Origin of the sequence: Spirillospora sp. NPDC048911 (assembly GCF_043198015.1) — a bacterium.
Taxonomy (GTDB): Bacteria; Actinomycetota; Actinomycetes; order Streptosporangiales; family Streptosporangiaceae; genus Spirillospora.
This window is the reverse complement of record NZ_JBICUD010000004.1, coordinates 197,646-212,181: the sequence shown is the minus strand read 5'-3', so window position 1 is coordinate 212,181 and position 14,536 is coordinate 197,646. Positions and strand designations below refer to the sequence as shown.

General features: G+C 71.2%; 16 protein-coding genes. 4 read left to right on the top strand and 12 right to left on the bottom strand.

What is annotated here, in order from left to right; genetic code table 11:
- The first annotated feature begins 52 nt into the window (after window positions 1-52).
- Entirely contained in the window at window positions 53-1,966 is a 1,914-nt protein-coding gene (locus ACGFNU_RS19135; protein WP_392595256.1) for a Xaa-Pro dipeptidyl-peptidase, read from the top strand.
- A 210-nt stretch (window positions 1,967-2,176) separates the two neighbouring features.
- Here the strand turns inward: ACGFNU_RS19135 and ACGFNU_RS19130 are convergent, their stop codons facing one another.
- The 3 genes from ACGFNU_RS19130 to ACGFNU_RS19120 form a co-directional block, all read right to left on the bottom strand.
- The gene (locus tag ACGFNU_RS19130) at window positions 2,177-2,989 is read right to left on the bottom strand and encodes an enoyl-CoA hydratase/isomerase family protein (RefSeq protein WP_392595254.1); all 813 of its coding nucleotides are present in this window, start codon (window positions 2,987-2,989) and stop codon (window positions 2,177-2,179) included.
- Between the two features lie 200 nt (window positions 2,990-3,189).
- Window positions 3,190-3,402, bottom strand: coding sequence for a helix-turn-helix domain-containing protein (locus ACGFNU_RS19125; protein ID WP_012852589.1), 213 nt, complete (start codon window positions 3,400-3,402; stop codon window positions 3,190-3,192).
- A gap of 116 nt (window positions 3,403-3,518) precedes the next feature.
- Window positions 3,519-5,117, bottom strand: coding sequence for an ABC-F family ATP-binding cassette domain-containing protein (locus ACGFNU_RS19120; protein ID WP_392595252.1), 1,599 nt, complete (start codon window positions 5,115-5,117; stop codon window positions 3,519-3,521).
- Between the two features lie 279 nt (window positions 5,118-5,396).
- Here ACGFNU_RS19120 and ACGFNU_RS19115 point away from each other — a divergent pair, with 279 nt between their 5' ends.
- Window positions 5,397-5,747, top strand: coding sequence for a VOC family protein (locus tag ACGFNU_RS19115; RefSeq protein ID WP_392595250.1), 351 nt, complete (start codon window positions 5,397-5,399; stop codon window positions 5,745-5,747).
- Window positions 5,748-5,850: 103 nt separating this feature from the next.
- On the opposite strand, the gene ACGFNU_RS19110 is transcribed toward ACGFNU_RS19115, so the two are convergent.
- From ACGFNU_RS19110 to ACGFNU_RS19100, 3 genes are read right to left on the bottom strand one after another with little or no spacing between them, the layout of a single operon-like run.
- Complete coding sequence (locus tag ACGFNU_RS19110) at window positions 5,851-6,603, bottom strand: AIM24 family protein (protein WP_392595248.1); 753 nt, start codon at window positions 6,601-6,603, stop codon at window positions 5,851-5,853.
- Window positions 6,604-6,606: 3 nt separating this feature from the next.
- Window positions 6,607-7,257 carry an AIM24 family protein gene (locus tag ACGFNU_RS19105; protein WP_392595246.1) on the bottom strand — a complete coding sequence of 217 codons (651 nt, stop codon included), beginning with the start codon at window positions 7,255-7,257 and terminating at the stop codon, window positions 6,607-6,609.
- Window positions 7,257-7,898 (bottom strand): AIM24 family protein, encoded by a 642-nt coding sequence (locus ACGFNU_RS19100; RefSeq protein ID WP_392595245.1) that lies wholly within the window; start codon window positions 7,896-7,898, stop codon window positions 7,257-7,259. The genes ACGFNU_RS19105 and ACGFNU_RS19100 overlap by 1 nt, the downstream gene beginning before the upstream one ends.
- Before the next feature lie 96 nt (window positions 7,899-7,994).
- Here ACGFNU_RS19100 and ACGFNU_RS19095 point away from each other — a divergent pair, with 96 nt between their 5' ends.
- Complete coding sequence (locus tag ACGFNU_RS19095; RefSeq protein WP_392595244.1) at window positions 7,995-8,390, top strand: ABC transporter permease; 396 nt, start codon at window positions 7,995-7,997, stop codon at window positions 8,388-8,390.
- A gap of 83 nt (window positions 8,391-8,473) precedes the next feature.
- Entirely contained in the window at window positions 8,474-9,607 is a 1,134-nt protein-coding gene (locus ACGFNU_RS19090) for an EAL domain-containing protein (protein WP_392595242.1), read from the top strand.
- Window positions 9,608-9,642: 35 nt separating this feature from the next.
- Here the strand turns inward: ACGFNU_RS19090 and ACGFNU_RS19085 are convergent, their stop codons facing one another.
- The 6 genes from ACGFNU_RS19085 to sufC all read right to left on the bottom strand — a co-directional run bounded on the left by ACGFNU_RS19085 (window position 9,643) and on the right by sufC (window position 14,536).
- On the bottom strand, window positions 9,643-10,320 hold the full coding sequence (locus tag ACGFNU_RS19085; RefSeq protein WP_392595240.1) for a response regulator: 678 nt from the start codon (window positions 10,318-10,320) through the stop codon (window positions 9,643-9,645).
- Window positions 10,317-11,474 (bottom strand): sensor histidine kinase, encoded by a 1,158-nt coding sequence (locus ACGFNU_RS19080; RefSeq protein ID WP_392595239.1) that lies wholly within the window; start codon window positions 11,472-11,474, stop codon window positions 10,317-10,319. Before ACGFNU_RS19080 ends, ACGFNU_RS19085 begins: the two co-directional genes overlap by 4 nt.
- Window positions 11,475-11,637: 163 nt before the next feature.
- On the bottom strand, window positions 11,638-12,018 hold the full coding sequence (locus ACGFNU_RS19075) for a metal-sulfur cluster assembly factor (protein WP_392595237.1): 381 nt from the start codon (window positions 12,016-12,018) through the stop codon (window positions 11,638-11,640).
- A complete protein-coding gene (gene sufU, locus ACGFNU_RS19070) occupies window positions 12,015-12,458 on the bottom strand; it encodes a Fe-S cluster assembly sulfur transfer protein SufU (RefSeq protein WP_392595235.1) in 444 nt (147 codons plus the stop codon). The genes ACGFNU_RS19075 and sufU overlap by 4 nt, the downstream gene beginning before the upstream one ends.
- A gap of 51 nt (window positions 12,459-12,509) precedes the next feature.
- Window positions 12,510-13,772 (bottom strand): cysteine desulfurase, encoded by a 1,263-nt coding sequence (locus ACGFNU_RS19065; RefSeq protein ID WP_392595233.1) that lies wholly within the window; start codon window positions 13,770-13,772, stop codon window positions 12,510-12,512.
- The gene (gene sufC / locus ACGFNU_RS19060; protein WP_392595232.1) at window positions 13,769-14,536 is read right to left on the bottom strand and encodes a Fe-S cluster assembly ATPase SufC; all 768 of its coding nucleotides are present in this window, start codon (window positions 14,534-14,536) and stop codon (window positions 13,769-13,771) included. Before sufC ends, ACGFNU_RS19065 begins: the two co-directional genes overlap by 4 nt.

Here is a 14,536-nt window from a genome sequence, read left to right as displayed (position 1 = left end):
GGTAGTAGATGTGAGCCACTACTCCACGCTCAACTCCCCTCAGGAGTCCCCTGTGACCCGAAGACTGACGCGTGGCGGCGCCGGCGTGATCACCCTCACGGCCGCGCTCCTCGCCACGACCGCATCGCCGGCCGGCGCCACCGCGCCCGCCGCGGCGGACCGCCCGCAGATCAAGGTGGAGAACGGCGCGACGCAGCCGGTCTTCTCCCGGGCCGACGCGGTCACCCAGACGGTGAACATCGAGACCACCGTCGACAGCGACCGCGACGGCGTCCGAGACCGCGTGCAGATGCGCGTCATGCGGCCCAAGGAGACGAACTCCGGCCTCAAGGTGCCGACGATCCTGGAGGCCAGCCCGTACTGGGCGGGCATCCTCGACGTGCCCAACCACAACGTCGACATCGACGGCGCGCAGGCCAAGAGCCTCAAGGCGAACCCGCGCAACCTGGCCGAGATCTTCCCCGGCTACCTCGACAACTACTACATCCCGCGCGGCTACGCCGTCGCCCAGCTCGACAGCATCGGCACCGGCGGCTCGACCGGCTGCCCGACGTCCGGCGACCGCAGCGAGCAGGCCGGCGCCAAGGCCGCCGTCGACTGGCTGAACGGACGGGCCAAGGGCTGGGCCGCCGACGGCAGCGAGGTGAAGGCGGGCTGGTCCACCGGCAACGTCGGCATGATCGGCCAGTCGTACAACGGCACGCTGCCCAACATGGCGGCCGCGACCGGCGTCGTCGGGCTGAAGGCGATCGTGCCGATCGCCGCGATCTCCAGCTGGTACGACTACTACCGCGCGAACGGCGGCGTGCTCGCGCCCGGCGGGTTCCAGGGCGAGGATCTGGACGTGCTCGCCAAGGCCGTGCTCACCCGGAAGAACCCCGAGGTCTGCAAGCCGGTCATCGATCAGATCGAGGCCACGCAGGACCGCGTGACGGGCGACTACAGCAAGGTCTGGGCCGACCGCGACTACCTGGGCCAGGCCCGCAAGGTGCGCGCCGCGGTCATGGTCGTGCACGGCCTGAACGACTGGAACGTCAAGGTCAAGAACTCCGTCCAGTGGTGGAACGCCATCAAGCAGGCCGGCGTGCCGCGCAAGCTCTGGCTGCACCAGGCCAACCACGCCACCCCGTTCCGGTGGCGGCTGGAGGAGTGGCTGCGGCAGACCGGCGCCTGGTTCGACCGCTTCCTCTACAACATCGACAACGGCATCACCAAGGAGCCGAGGGTCGACGTCGAGCGGGCCCCCGGACAGTGGGAGACCGCCTCTGACTGGCCCGTTCCCGGCACACGGACCGTGCCGGTGAGCCTGAACGCCGGAAAGGCCGGCCAGCCCGGCACGCTGTCGCTCAGGCCGCGCCGCGGCCCGGTCCAGTCGATGATCGACGCGGGCCGCACCCGGACCGCCGAGCAGCTCCTGGTGAACGAGGACCAGGCCGACCCGAACCGGCTGGCCTTCCTCACCCCGGCCCTGACCAAGCCGGTGCGCCTCAACGGCATCCCCAAGGCCGCCTTCCGGGCCTCGCTCGACGGGCGCTCGCCGTACCTCACGGCGCTGCTGGTCGACTACGGCACCGACACCCGCCCGACCGGCGCCCGCCTGGACACCGGCCAGCGGGTCTGCTTCGGGCAGGGCGTCCCCGGTGACGACGGCTGCACCACCCGGCAGGCGCTGGTGACCGCGACGGCCCCGTACAAGATCGTGACGCGGGGCTGGCTGGACGCGCGCAACCGGCACAGCCCGAGCCGCACCGAGCCGATCAAGCCCGGCAAGGCGTACGACTTCCGCTGGGACTTCGAGCCGACCGACTACGTCTTCAAGGCCGGCCACCGGCTCGGCGTGATCGTCCTGTCCACGGACTACGACTACACGCTGCGCTACCCGGCGGGCACCAAGCTGACCCTCCAGCCGGGAACCAGCAAGGTGCTCCTGCCACTCGCCCGCGGCGGCCGCGAGGCCCTGTTCTAAAGCTCTTGCGGCCTCGGCCCGCGAGCCTGGCGGCTCGCGGGCCGAACCGCAAAAGCGGCGCCAAGCGAAGCTTGTCCTTTGAAAGGGCGGCTGGGCGGGGGGCGTAGCGGGAGGGCGACATCGCTTCGCGATCTGATCTGCGGGCCCTCGCCTCCGGCTTCGGGCCCGCAGATCAGGTAGCGCGCTCGCGTGCGTGGCTGAGGCTGCCGGTCAGGCGTTCTGGGAACCGAAGAGCTCGCGCAGGCGGCCGATCTGCTCGCGGCGCTCGGCGGCGCACTGCTCTTCGAGGGTGTTGCCGGGCGCCTCCAGCAGCAGCCGCTTGGTGGCCACCGCCGCGCCCGGGTTGACCGCGAGGAGGGCGGTGACGAGCTCGTCGACGGTCTTGTCGAGGTCGGCCCGCGGCACGACGTACTCGGCCAGGCCCAGCCGCGCCGCCTCGTCGGCGAGCACGGTGCGGGCGGTGAGGCAGAGCTCCAGGGCCCGGTTGACGCCCACGATCTCCACCAGCGGCTTGGTGCCGGTGAGGTCGGGCACGATCCCGAGCGCGGGCTCCTTCATGCAGAACTTGGTGTCGTCGGCGATCACGCGGATGTCGCACGACAGCGCGAGCTGGAAACCGCCGCCGATGGCGTGCCCGTGCACGGCCGCGATGGAGACGATCTCGGGGCGCCGCAGCCAGGTGGAACTCTCCTGCAGTCCCGCGATGAACCGGTCGGAGGCGGCCGCGTCGGCGCCGTCGGGAAACCCGCCGCCCGAGAACATGCCGAGGTCGATCCCGGCGGAGAAGGACGGGCCCGCGCCGCGCAGGACCACCACGCGGACGCCGTCGGGCAGGGACTCGCCGATCCCGGCCAGCCCCCGCCAGGTGGCGAACGTCAGTGCGTTGCGGCGCTCGGGCCGGTTCAGCGTGATCGTCGCGATCGCGCCGTCCACGTCGAGCCGCAACCCGGCCTCGGCCAGTTCGGCCTCGTTCGGGCTTGTGGCCGGATCCGGCCGCGGCTCCTCGACCCTCGCGTCCGACATGACGTTCCCTCCGCAGTGACATGGTCTGCTGACTCTGGCCCGGACGTGAGTCGTTTGACTCATGTCCGGGCCGGCGCCATGCGGTACCGGTGCCATGCCGGAGACATGCCGGCCACCCGTCCCGCCGCCGCGACCGAACCCTACTCGGTCGGCCGCGGCGGCGGGTCAGGCGGTGTGCTCATCCGGGGGAAGTCGTCCGTTCAGGACTTCTTGCCACGGGTGGCGCCACCGCGTCCCCGCAGGTTGACGCCGGATTCGGTGAGAATCCGGTGGATGAACCCGTACGAGCGGCCGGTGGCGGCTGCCAGGGCGCGGATGCTCTCGCCGGAGTCGTACCTCTTCTTGAGCTCCGCCGCCAGCTTGTCGCGCTCGGCACCGGTCACGCGGGTGCCCTTCTTAAGGGTCTCGGCCACGAGTACCTCCCGTAGTGATGTGGTGACCGCTGCGTTATCCCCCGCCATGATCAGTCATTCCCGCGCGTTCGGCTACCCACTCCGCCAGAAAAGATCTGCGATAGCTACCGCGCAGGTCACGCAAGTGCCACCAGATCGGCAAACTCGTCACTCCAGATGTCTTCGACACCATCCGGCAGCAAAATCACTCTTTCCGGCTGGAGCGCCTGCACCGCACCCTCGTCGTGGGTCACCATCACGATGGCTCCGGAGAAGGTGCGCAGCGCTCCGAGGATCTCTTCGCGGCTCGCCGGATCGAGGTTGTTGGTGGGCTCGTCCAGCAGCAGGACGTTGGCGCTCGACACCACGAGCATGGCCAGGGCGAGCCTGGTCTTCTCTCCGCCGGACAGCACCCCGGCGGGCTTCTCGACGTCGTCGCCGGAGAACAGGAACGATCCGAGGATCTTGCGGACCTCGACCGGTGCCAGCCCAGGCGCGGACGACTGCATGTTCTCCAGGACCGACCTGTCGACGTCGAGCGTCTCGTGCTCCTGGGCGTAGTAGCCGATCCGCAGGCCGTGCCCGGGGATCACCTGGCCGGTGTCGGGCTTGTCGACCCCCGCCATCAGGCGCAGCAGGGTGGTCTTGCCGGCGCCGTTCAAGCCGAGGATGACGACCCGGCTCCCCCGGTCGACCGCGAGGTCGACGTCGGTGAAAATCTCCAAAGATCCGTACGATTTCGACAAACCCTCCGCGGTCAGCGGGGTCTTGCCGCACGGCGCCGGCTCGGGGAAGCGGATCTTGGCGACCTTGTCGGCCTGCCGCTCCCCCTCCGCCCCGGCGAGCAGCTGCCGGGCCCGCCGGTCCATCTGCTGGGCCGCCTTGGCCTTGGTGGCCTTGGCCCGCATCTTGTCGGCCTGGGCGAGCAGCGTGGCCGCCTGGCGCTGGGCGTTGGCGGTCTCCCGCTTGCGGCGCCGCTCGTCGGTCTCGCGCTGGTCGAGATACTTCTTCCAGCCGACGTTGTAGATGTCGACGACGCTGCGGTTGGCGTCGAGGTGGAAGACCCGGTTGACGACGGCGTCGAGCAACTCCACGTCGTGGCTGATGACCACGAGGCCGCCCTGGTGGGACTTCAGGAAGTCGCGCAGCCAGACGATCGAGTCGGCGTCGAGGTGGTTGGTGGGCTCGTCCAGCAGCAGCGCGTCGGCGTCGGAGAACAGGATCCGCGCCAGCTCCACCCGGCGCCGCTGACCGCCGGAGAGGGTGCCCAGCGGCTGGGTCATCACGCGGTCGGGCAGGCCGAGGCTGGAGGCGATCGAGGCCGCCTCGGCCTCCGCCGAGTAGCCGCCGAGGACGTGCAGCCGCTCCTCCAGGCGCCCGTACCGGCGGACGGCCTTGTCGCGCTCGTCGCCGGTGGCCGTCGCCATCTGGTCCTCGGCGAGCCGCAGCTTGCGGATGACCTCGTCCAGGCCCCGCGCGGACAGGATGCGGTCGCGCGCGAGCTCGTCGAGGTCGACGCCGCGCGGGTCTTGCGGGAGGTAGCCGAGCGTGCCCGACCGGGTGACGGTGCCCTGCGCAGGCTGGGCCTCACCTGCGAGTACCTTGGTGAGGGTGGTCTTGCCGGCGCCGTTGCGGCCCACGAAGCCGACCCGGTCGCCGGGGTTGACCCGGAAGGTGGCGCCTTCGATCAGCAGCCGGGATCCGGCACGCAGCTCGATGTCGTTCGCAATGATCACAGTGACAGGGCTCCCCTGACGGAAAGGGCTCGGGCGGCTCAGCGGCTCGACGGGAAATCTGGCTCAGCGGAAACAGGCGGACGCACAAACGCGCGCCGGCGGTCCGATCGACCGCGACGCGCGCGCTGGGGGCCTGTCAGCTCGGGAGCGAAACCATCAGATCAGTGTACGTGACGCGGGAGGCCGTTCCCGCCTCACGTGTGCGGAAGGTGCCGCACCCGGCCATGCCGGCTCGCGGGGAACCGGGACGGCGGACACGGGGGCGAGCCAGGCTCGCTGGTGTGGAGCGAGCTGGTCACCGCCGGCTCCAGGGCCTCGGGCGAGTTCTACCGGGCGATCTTCGACTACACGCTCGAAGAGATGCCGGGCGACTTCGACTACACGGTCCTGCACCGGCCGGACGGGCACGGCATCGGCGGTGTCATGGGCGTGCCCGCGCTGCCGGCCGCGGCGTGGATGGTCTACTTCGCGGTCGAGGACCCCGACGAGGCCGTCCGCCGGGCCCGTGACACCGGCGGCACGGTCGTCGCCGAGCCGGAGGACGCCCCGTACGGCCGCATGGCCACCGTGAAGGACCCGTTCGGCGCCGAGTTCCGCGTGATGCGGCCGGCGCCCCCGCAAGGGACCTGACCGATCGGCGGGCCCGGCTCCCGGGGGCGTGTCGCCGCCGGAAGCCCGGCCCGCCTCCGGCCGTTGCGGCTCGCGCCCGGCCGGCGGTGCCCGCGTCCGGCGGCTAGTGCTCGCGTTCGGCGGCGAGGCGCTGGCCGATGGTGTGGTGGAGGCGCTGCAGGCCGCCCGCGCCCAGCATGCCGACCTGGCCCTCCAGGTCGCGCAGCAGCGTGTCCTCGTTGGCCACGACCTCCGACGACTGCATCAGCACCGTGCCCTGGCCGGTGAAGTCGAACTGGTGCTCCTCCCCCGAGGTGCCGCCGACGCCGAACACCTGCCGGGCCATGCCCATCACGCCGCGCATGTACGAGTGGTCGTAATGGTGGCAGGGCGACGGGCAGTCGGCCCAGCCGAGCAGCGCCTGCGGGTCGACCCGGATCGGCGGCTCGACGAAGTGCACCGGGCCGTTGGAGGCGGCCACGAAGCGGCCGGTGCCGATCAGGGTCAGGAACCCCGGGATGATCGACTGCTTGAGCTCCAGGCCGGGCTCGAAGGCCAGCAGGTTGCCGGCGCGGACGGTGAGGTTGCCGTCGTCGAGGTCGAAGGAGTTGACGTCGAAGCCCCGGTCGGCCAGCAGCAGCTTGCCCTGCCCCTGCGCGATGACCCAGTCCTGGGCGTACAGGGGCGAGTGGAAGTGGGCGGCCACGAGCGAGTCGAGCGGGCCCGCCGAGAGCGCCTCGAACTTGATCTGCCCGTAGTAGGCGATCATCTTGCCCTTCTGGGTGAACCACTGCCCGTTGAGGTCCACGCTGAAGGCGTACGGGTTGACGTTGTCGTTGGACGGCAGCGTCATCGGGTTGAAAGTCGGGACCGACACGGCTCAGATCTTCCTCTCGCTGGCCTGCACGTAGACGACGCCCTGGCCGCTCAGCTGCAGCTGGAAGCCCTCGCCCGAGCCGCGGCCGACCATGTCGCGCAGCCCCATCGCCGTGGTGAGCTTGTTCTGCACCTGGCCGCGGTGCGCGACGTACGCCTGCGGGTCGACGTGCACCGGCCGCTGCGGGGTGATCGGCAGCTCCATCACGCCGCCGTGCGACAGCACCGCGCACGAGCCGTGCCCGGTGAGCGTGGTCGTGAACAGGCCCTGCCCGCTGACCGCGCCGCGGATCACTCCGCCGATGCCGCCCTGCTCGCCCATGAACATCGTCCCGGCCTGCAGGCTCCCGTCGTAGACCAGCAGCCGGTCGGCCTCCACGTAGAGGGTGTCGCCCGCGAGCTCGATGACCTGGACGTGCAGGCCGCCGTGCCCGAACATCGCGCTGCCGTGCCCGGTGACGTGCATCATCACGGTGCGCTCGCCCGCCATCGCGCGGCCGAGGGTCTGGCCGAGGCCCTGCCCGGCCGTGGCGGTCGGGGCGAAGTGGACCCGGCCGGTGTAGGCGAGCATCGCGCCGCGCTTGCTGTAGACCTCCTGGCCGGGGCCGACCGCGACCTGGAGCATCTTCGAGTTGATCGAGGTGTATCCCGGCATCAGATCTCCAGAATTCCGCCGCCGCGCTCGGCGGGCTGGACGTAGACGAGGCCGTGCCCCTGGTAGCGGAACTGGACGCTCTCCCCCGAGCCCTGCCCGAGCACGGTGCGCCAGTTGACGTCGGTGACGACGTCCTGCTGGAGCTGGCCGCGGTGCCCCACGTAGGCGTGCGGGTCGACGCACAGCGGCGTCCCCGGGCTCACCTCCAGGGCGATCGCCGGGCCGTCGGACAGGATCGCGACCATGCCCTGGCCCTCCACCTTGGTGGTGGCGAGGCCCTGGCCGGTGCCCATCCCGCGCAGCCCGGTGAACTGCACCCCCGTCTGGAGCCGCCCGTCGAGGGCCAGCAGGCTCTCCGACTCCACGAACAGCGTCTCGCCGTTCAGCGGGACCAGCGTCACCTCGGTCGCCTCGCTGGCCAGGAACACCGTGCCCTGGCCGGTGATCTCCATGAGCGTCATGCCCTCGCCGGCGATCCGGCGCTTGAGCGCGCCGCGCAGGCCCTCGCCGCCGGTCATCCCCTGCCGCTTGAACGTCATCTGCCCGTCGTAGGCGACCATCGAGCCGTTCAACGCCCTGATGGTCTCGCCGGCCAGATCGACGGCCAGCATCTTCGAGCCGTTCAGTCTGAATTGCGCCACGAGGCCACAACATACCGGCCAGGGCCCCTCCCGGACCCCTCAACAGGATCAGCGCGGCGACGACACCGCGGGGCCCGATCGGGAAAGATGTCGGTCATGTGGATCGCCCCCGAACACCGCGGCCTCGGCCGCTGGATCGCCCCCGGTCTCGCCCTCGCCGCCGGCGTGGTGGTCGCCGCCGTCCTCGCCGCCGACGGGCGCGGCGAGACGGGGCTCATCGCGCTCGGTGTGCTGGCCGGTTACGCCGCCCATCTCGGCTACCGCCGCAACGAGCCGGCGCTCCCCATCAGCGACGGGTTCGGCAGCGGGCACCGGGCCCGCGCGCATCTGAAGTCGGCGGCCATGACAGGCGACGTGCTCATCGCGGCCGTCGTCGCGGCCGTCGTCGTGCAGGGGCTGCGCGGCGCCGACATCACGCCGTACGCGTGGCTGGCGGCACTGGCCGGGGTCGTCTACACACTCTCCGCTCTCTTCGGCGGGCGTGGGCTCTGATCTGGGCTCTGATCAGCGAATACTGCGTTAACTTCTGCTGACACCTATCCGATTTGTCATGATCACGTCGGCATAATGCGGTTGTGTCAGCCCTCGACCTGCTCGTTCCGGCGCGCGCGGTGTTCCATCCGGTGATCGACCTCGACACCGGCAGCGTGATCGCCGTGGAGCCGCACACCGGTCCGCCGGCGGAGCCGCCCGCGGCCGTCCGGCCCGATCCCGTGGCGGACGACCTGCGGCGGGCCGTCGGCGCCGCGCGGGCCGCCGCCGATCTGGGCACCCATCTGCCGCTGACGATCGGCCTGCGGGCGGAGACCCTCGCGCACGGCGAGGCGGTCCTGGGCGAGCTGCATCAGGGCCTCGCCGAGGCGGGCCGCCGCCCGAGCGAGGTCATCATCTGCGTCACGGGCGGCTTCCCGCCCGGCCAGCGCCAGGCGGTGACCGTGGCGCTGCACAGGCTCCGGCGCGCCGGATATCCGGTGGGGCTCGGCGGGCTGGGCGTCGCCCACGCTCCCCTGGACCTCCTGCTCGACATCGCGCCGTACCTGATCCGGCTCGATCCCGGCCTGTCGCGGCGCACGTCGTCCGATCCGCGCCGCTCCGCGCTGGTGACGGCGCTCGTCGACCTGGCGCACCGCATCGGCACCCACGTGCTCGCGCCGGGCCTGGAGACCGAGGCCCAGGTGCTGCATCTGCGCGAACTGGGCGTACGGCTCGTCCAGGGCCCGGCACTGGCTCCGCCGGAGTGGCGGCCCGGCATGCGCGTCACGGTGCCGGTCATCGCCAAGGAGGAACGCGATCCGACGCCCCACGGCATCGACCTCGGACCGCGGGTCTCGGAATTCACCCTGCCGGCGGTGACCATGCCCGACACCGCGACCGCGGACGAGGTGCTCGGCGCGCTCAACGCGGAGACGGGCACCACCAGCGTCGTCCTGGTCGACGCGCACCAGCGCCCGGCGGCCACCGTCGACCGGACGCGGTTCCTGCTGCGGCTGTCGGGCGCGTACGGCCACGCCCTGCACGCGCACAAGCCCGCCGCCCGCCTGGCCGACGCGCCGCGCCTCGTCCCCCGCACGGTCCCGGCGATCGCGGCGCTGCGCGCGGCGGGCCGGGAGGACGACCGCGTCTACGACGACCTCGTCGTCACCGACGAGGTCGGCCGATGCCTGGGAATCGTGCGCGTGGGCGACCTCATCCGCAGCCTTTCCGGCTGATTCGTTCGGAACGCGCTGAGATCGTCTCTGCGACGTCAGGAATCCGAAGGTGACCCCGTGTCACTGATCGACCCGGAAAGGCCGCCAGCGGCCGTCTCCTGCGCGAGGATGGCCGCCTGCACCCGGCTCCGCAGGTTCAGCTTGGCCAGGATCCGGCTGACATGGGTCTTGGTGGTGGTCTCGGCCATGTCCAGGCGGGCCGCGATCTGCCCGTTCGACAGGCCCTCGCCGAGGCACGCGAAGACCTCCCGCTCGCGCGGGGTCAGCTCTGCCAGGCCGGACGGCTGGGCGTGGACCGCGGGGCGGCTCGCGAACGTGCTGATCAGGCGCCGGGTCACCTGCGGCGCCAGGATCCCGTCCCCCGCCGCGACCGTGCGCACCGCCTCCACCAGGTGATCGGCGTCCACGTCCTTGAGCAGAAATCCGGCCGCCCCGGCCCGCATGGCGCCGAACACGTACTCGTCCATGTCGAACGTGGTCAGCACCAGGACGTCGGCGACGCCCGCGAGCTCCCGGGTGGCGGAGATCCCGTCCAGCCTCGGCATCCGGATGTCCATCAGGACCACGTCGGGCCGCAGGTGCCGGGCCAGCGCGACCGCCTCCTCGCCGTCGGCCGCCTCGCCGACCACGACGATGCCGCGCGCGGCGCCCAGGATCAGCACCAGCCCGGCGCGGACCGCCGCCTGGTCGTCTGCCACCAGCACCTTGATCAAGATCTCTCCCCGTCGGCGAGCGGGAGCTCGGCGTGCACCCGCCAGCGGCCGCCCCGCGCCCCCGCCTCGAACGTCCCGTCCAGCATGGTCGCGCGCTCCCGCATCCCGACCAGGCCGCTGCCGGTCCCGGGCAGCCGGGACGCCCCGTTCCCGGCGGGACTGTCGACGGTGACGACGACGCTGTCCGGACGGTACTCCAGGAGCACCTCGACCCGGCCCGCCGCGGCGTGCTTGAGCGCGTTGGTCAACGATTCCTGCACGATGCGGTAGGCCGCGTGCTCCACCGGCGCGGGCAGCTCCGGCGCGTCCCCGACCACCTTCAGGCCCGCCGTGAGATCGGTGCGGGCCGTGTGGGCCACCAGCCGTTCGAGGCCGTCCAGCCGTGGCGCGGCCGCCGGATCCGCCTCGTCGCCCTCCCGCAGCAGCCCGATCATCCGCCGCATCTCGGCGAGCCCCTGGACGCTGTTCTCCCGGATCACCTCCATGGACCGGTTGACTCCCTCCCGGTCCAGGTCCGCGACCTTGAGCACGGCCGACGAATGAAGAGCCACCGCGCTCAGATGATTGGCGATGACATCATGCAGCTCACGCGCCATCCGCGCCCGTTCGGCGTTGACGGCCGCCAGGCGGTCCATCTCGGCCAGCCGCGCCATCTGGACCGCGCGCTGCCGCTCCATGTCCGCCCGGTCGCGGTGCTCCCGGACGACCATCGCGGTGAGCACCGGCCCGACCCACCCCACCCCCGCCAGCGATCCGGCCATCACCCCGCCGCTGATCGTCGAGGCGGCGACCCCGACGCCCACCGCCACGACCAGCGTGGCCGCCGTCGTGATCCCGAGCAGCCACTCGGCCGCGCGCTTCGGGCCATAGAGACTCGCCGCGTACAGCGCGTCGCTGTAGATCAGCAGCGTGGCGAAGCCGGGCCCGATCGCCACGTCCGCGAAGTTGAACGGCGTGGAGATCAGCAGCCCCACGATCGGATGCGTGCGCCGGTACAACATCGCGAAACACAGCCCGGCCAGGGGCAGCAGATGCCACGCGGGCGAGAACTCCCACTCCGGCCAGGTGCCATAGCCGCGCGCCGACAACAGCACCACGCCCCCCGCGAACGCGGCGATGGCCAGCAGCACGTCCTGCCGCGTGGTGAATCGCATGCCCCCTATCTCAGCACCCTCCACCCCCTCCACGACTCCATCCCGATGAGGGTCACCCATACATCCTTCGAATGACCAGGGGCACCCGCGGAGACAAGCGAGTTCGTCAGATACACGTGAGGCAGGCCCCGGTCAGGGGGCCTGCCTCGGGTGACGGGCTTCGTCAGACGTTGAAGCCGAGGGCGCGGAGCTGGTCGCGGCCCTCGTCGGTGATCTTGTCGGGGCCCCACGGGGGGAGCCAGACCCAGTTGATCTTGACGTCCTTGACCAGGCCGTCCAGGGCGCTGTGGGCCTGGTCCTCGATCACGTCGGTGAGCGGGCAGGCGGCGCTGGTCAGCGTCATGTCGAGGGTGGCGACCTCGTCCGCGAGGTTGACGCCGTAGATCAGGCCGAGGTCGACGACGTTGATGCCGAGCTCGGGGTCGACCACGTCCTTGAGCGCCTCGAGGATCTCCTCCTCGGCCTCGTTCGACGTGACCGCGCCGGTCTCGGGCGTCGGGTCGTCCTGCGTCGCGGCGTCCGCGGCGGCGGGCGTTTCAGTCATGATGCCTCTCCGAGAGCACGGGCGGTCGCGTCCTTCCACGCCATCCAGGCGAGCAGGGCGCATTTGATCCGGGCGGGGTACTTGGAGACCCCGGTGAAGGCGACGGCGTCCTCGAGGACGTCCTCGTTCGGCTCGCCCTCGCCGCGCGACTGCATGAGCGCGAGGAACTCGTCGCCGATCGCCATCGCGTCCTTGACCGGCTTGCCGATGATGAGCTCGGTCATCACCGACGCGCTGGCCTGGCTGATCGAGCAGCCCATGGCGTCGTACGAGACGTCCGCGACGGTCTCGCCGTCCAGGTGGACGCGGAGGGTCACCTCGTCACCGCAGGTCGGGTTGACGTGGTGGGCCTCGCCCTCGTACGGCTCCCGCAGCCCCTTGTTGTGGGGGTTGCGGTAATGATCCAGGATGACCTCCTGGTACATCGCCTCGAGCTGCATGTCGTCCTTTTCCTCGTCGGGGGGCTTCTTTCCCTACAACAGGGGATGGAGTCAGGCTGTTCCGAAGAACTTCTGGGCCTGGCGCACGCCCTCGGCCAGCGCGTCGACGTCCGCGAGGTCGTTGTAGACGTAGAAGGTCGCCCGGGTGGTGGCCGGAATGCCGAACCGGCGGCAGATCGGCCACGCGCAGTGGTGCCCCACGCGGATGGCGACGCCGAGCTCGTCGAGCACCTGGCCCACGTCGTGCGGGTGGATGTCGTCGACGGTGAACGACACGGCCCCGCCGCGCGCCTCGGTGTCGCGCGGGCCGATGATCCGCACCCCGGGGATCTCGCCGAGCCGCTCCAGCGAGTAGGCGGTGAGCGCCTCCTCGTGGGCGGCGACCCGGTCCATCCCGAGCTCGGACAGGTAGTCGCAGGCCGCGCCGAGGCCGATCGCCTGGGCGGTCATCGGCACGCCGGCCTCGAACCGCTGCGGCGGCGGCATGAAGGTGGAGCCCTCCATGCGCACGACCTCGATCATCGAACCGCCGGTGATGAACGGCGGCATGGCCTCCAGCAGCTCGCGGCGCCCCCAGAGCACGCCGATGCCGGTCGGGCCGAGCATCTTGTGGCCGGAGAAGACCAGGAAGTCGGCGCCGAGCTCGCGCACGTCGACGGGCTGGTGCGGCACCGACTGCGCGGCGTCCAGCAGGACGAGGGCGCCGACCTCGTGGGCGCGTGCGGCGATCCGCTGGACGGGCGGCACCGTGCCGAGCACGTTCGACTGGTGGGTGAGGGCGACCAGCTTGGTGCGCTCGTTGACCAGCGTGTCGAGCTCGGACAGGTCGAGCCTGCCCTCGTCGGTGATGCCGAACCAGCGCAGGGTCGCGCCGGTCCGCTGGCACAGCTGCTGCCAGGGCACCAGGTTGGCGTGGTGCTCCATCTCGGTCACGACGATCTCGTCGCCGGGACCGACCTTGAAACGGTCGGCCTCGGCGCCGAAGGTGGCCGCGTTGCTCAGCGCGTACGCCACCAGGTTGATGCCCTCGGTCGCGTTCTTGGTGAACACGATCTCGCCGGGCACCGCGCCGATGAACGTGGCGATCCGGGTGCGCGCGCTCTCGTAGGCCTCGGTGGCCTCCTCGGCGAGCAGGTGGGCTCCGCGGTGCGGCGCGGCGTTGTGGCGCTCGTAGAACTCCCGCTCGGCGTCCAGCACCTGGACCGGCTTCTGGGAGGTCGCCCCCGAGTCGAGGTAGACCAGCTCGCGGCCGCCCCGGACGGTGCGCGACAGCAGGGGGAAGTCCTTCTTCAGCTCCTCCGGCAGGAGGGTCATGACGACGCGCCCGCCTTCACGTACTTCTCGTAGCCCTCGTTCTCCAGCACCTCGGCCAGCTCCGGCCCGCCCGCCTCGACGATACGGCCGGCGGAGAAGACGTGGACGAAGTCCGGCTTCACGTAGCGCAGGATGCGCGTGTAGTGCGTGATGAGCAGCACGCCGGTGTCGCCGGCCGACGAGAAGCGGTTGACGCCCTCGGAGACCACCTTGAGCGCGTCGACGTCGAGGCCGGAGTCGGTCTCGTCCAGGACCGCGATCTTGGGCTTGAGCATCTCCAGCTGGAGGATCTCGTGCCGCTTCTTCTCGCCGCCGGAGAAGCCCTCGTTGAGGCTGCGCTGCGCGAACGCCGGGTCGATGGAGAGGTTCTCGAGCGCCTGCTTCATCTCCTTGGAGAACTCCCGCAGCTTCGGCGCCTCACCGCGCACGGCGGTGACGGCGGAGCGCAGGAAGTTGGAGACGGAGACACCGGGAACCTCGACCGGGTACTGCATGGCGAGGAACAGCCCGGCGCGGGCGCGCTCGTCGACGCTCATGTCCAGGACGTCCTCACCGTCCAGCGTCACGGCACCGCTCGTGATCTCGTACTTGGGGTGACCGGCGACGGCGTAGGCGAGGGTGGACTTGCCGGAGCCGTTCGGCCCCATGATCGCGTGGGTCTCGCCGGCCTTCACGGTCAGGTCGACCCCGCGCAGGATCTCCTTGGTCCCGTCCGCGCCGTCGGCGACGGAGACGTGGAGGTCGCGAATCTCTAGCGTGGCCAT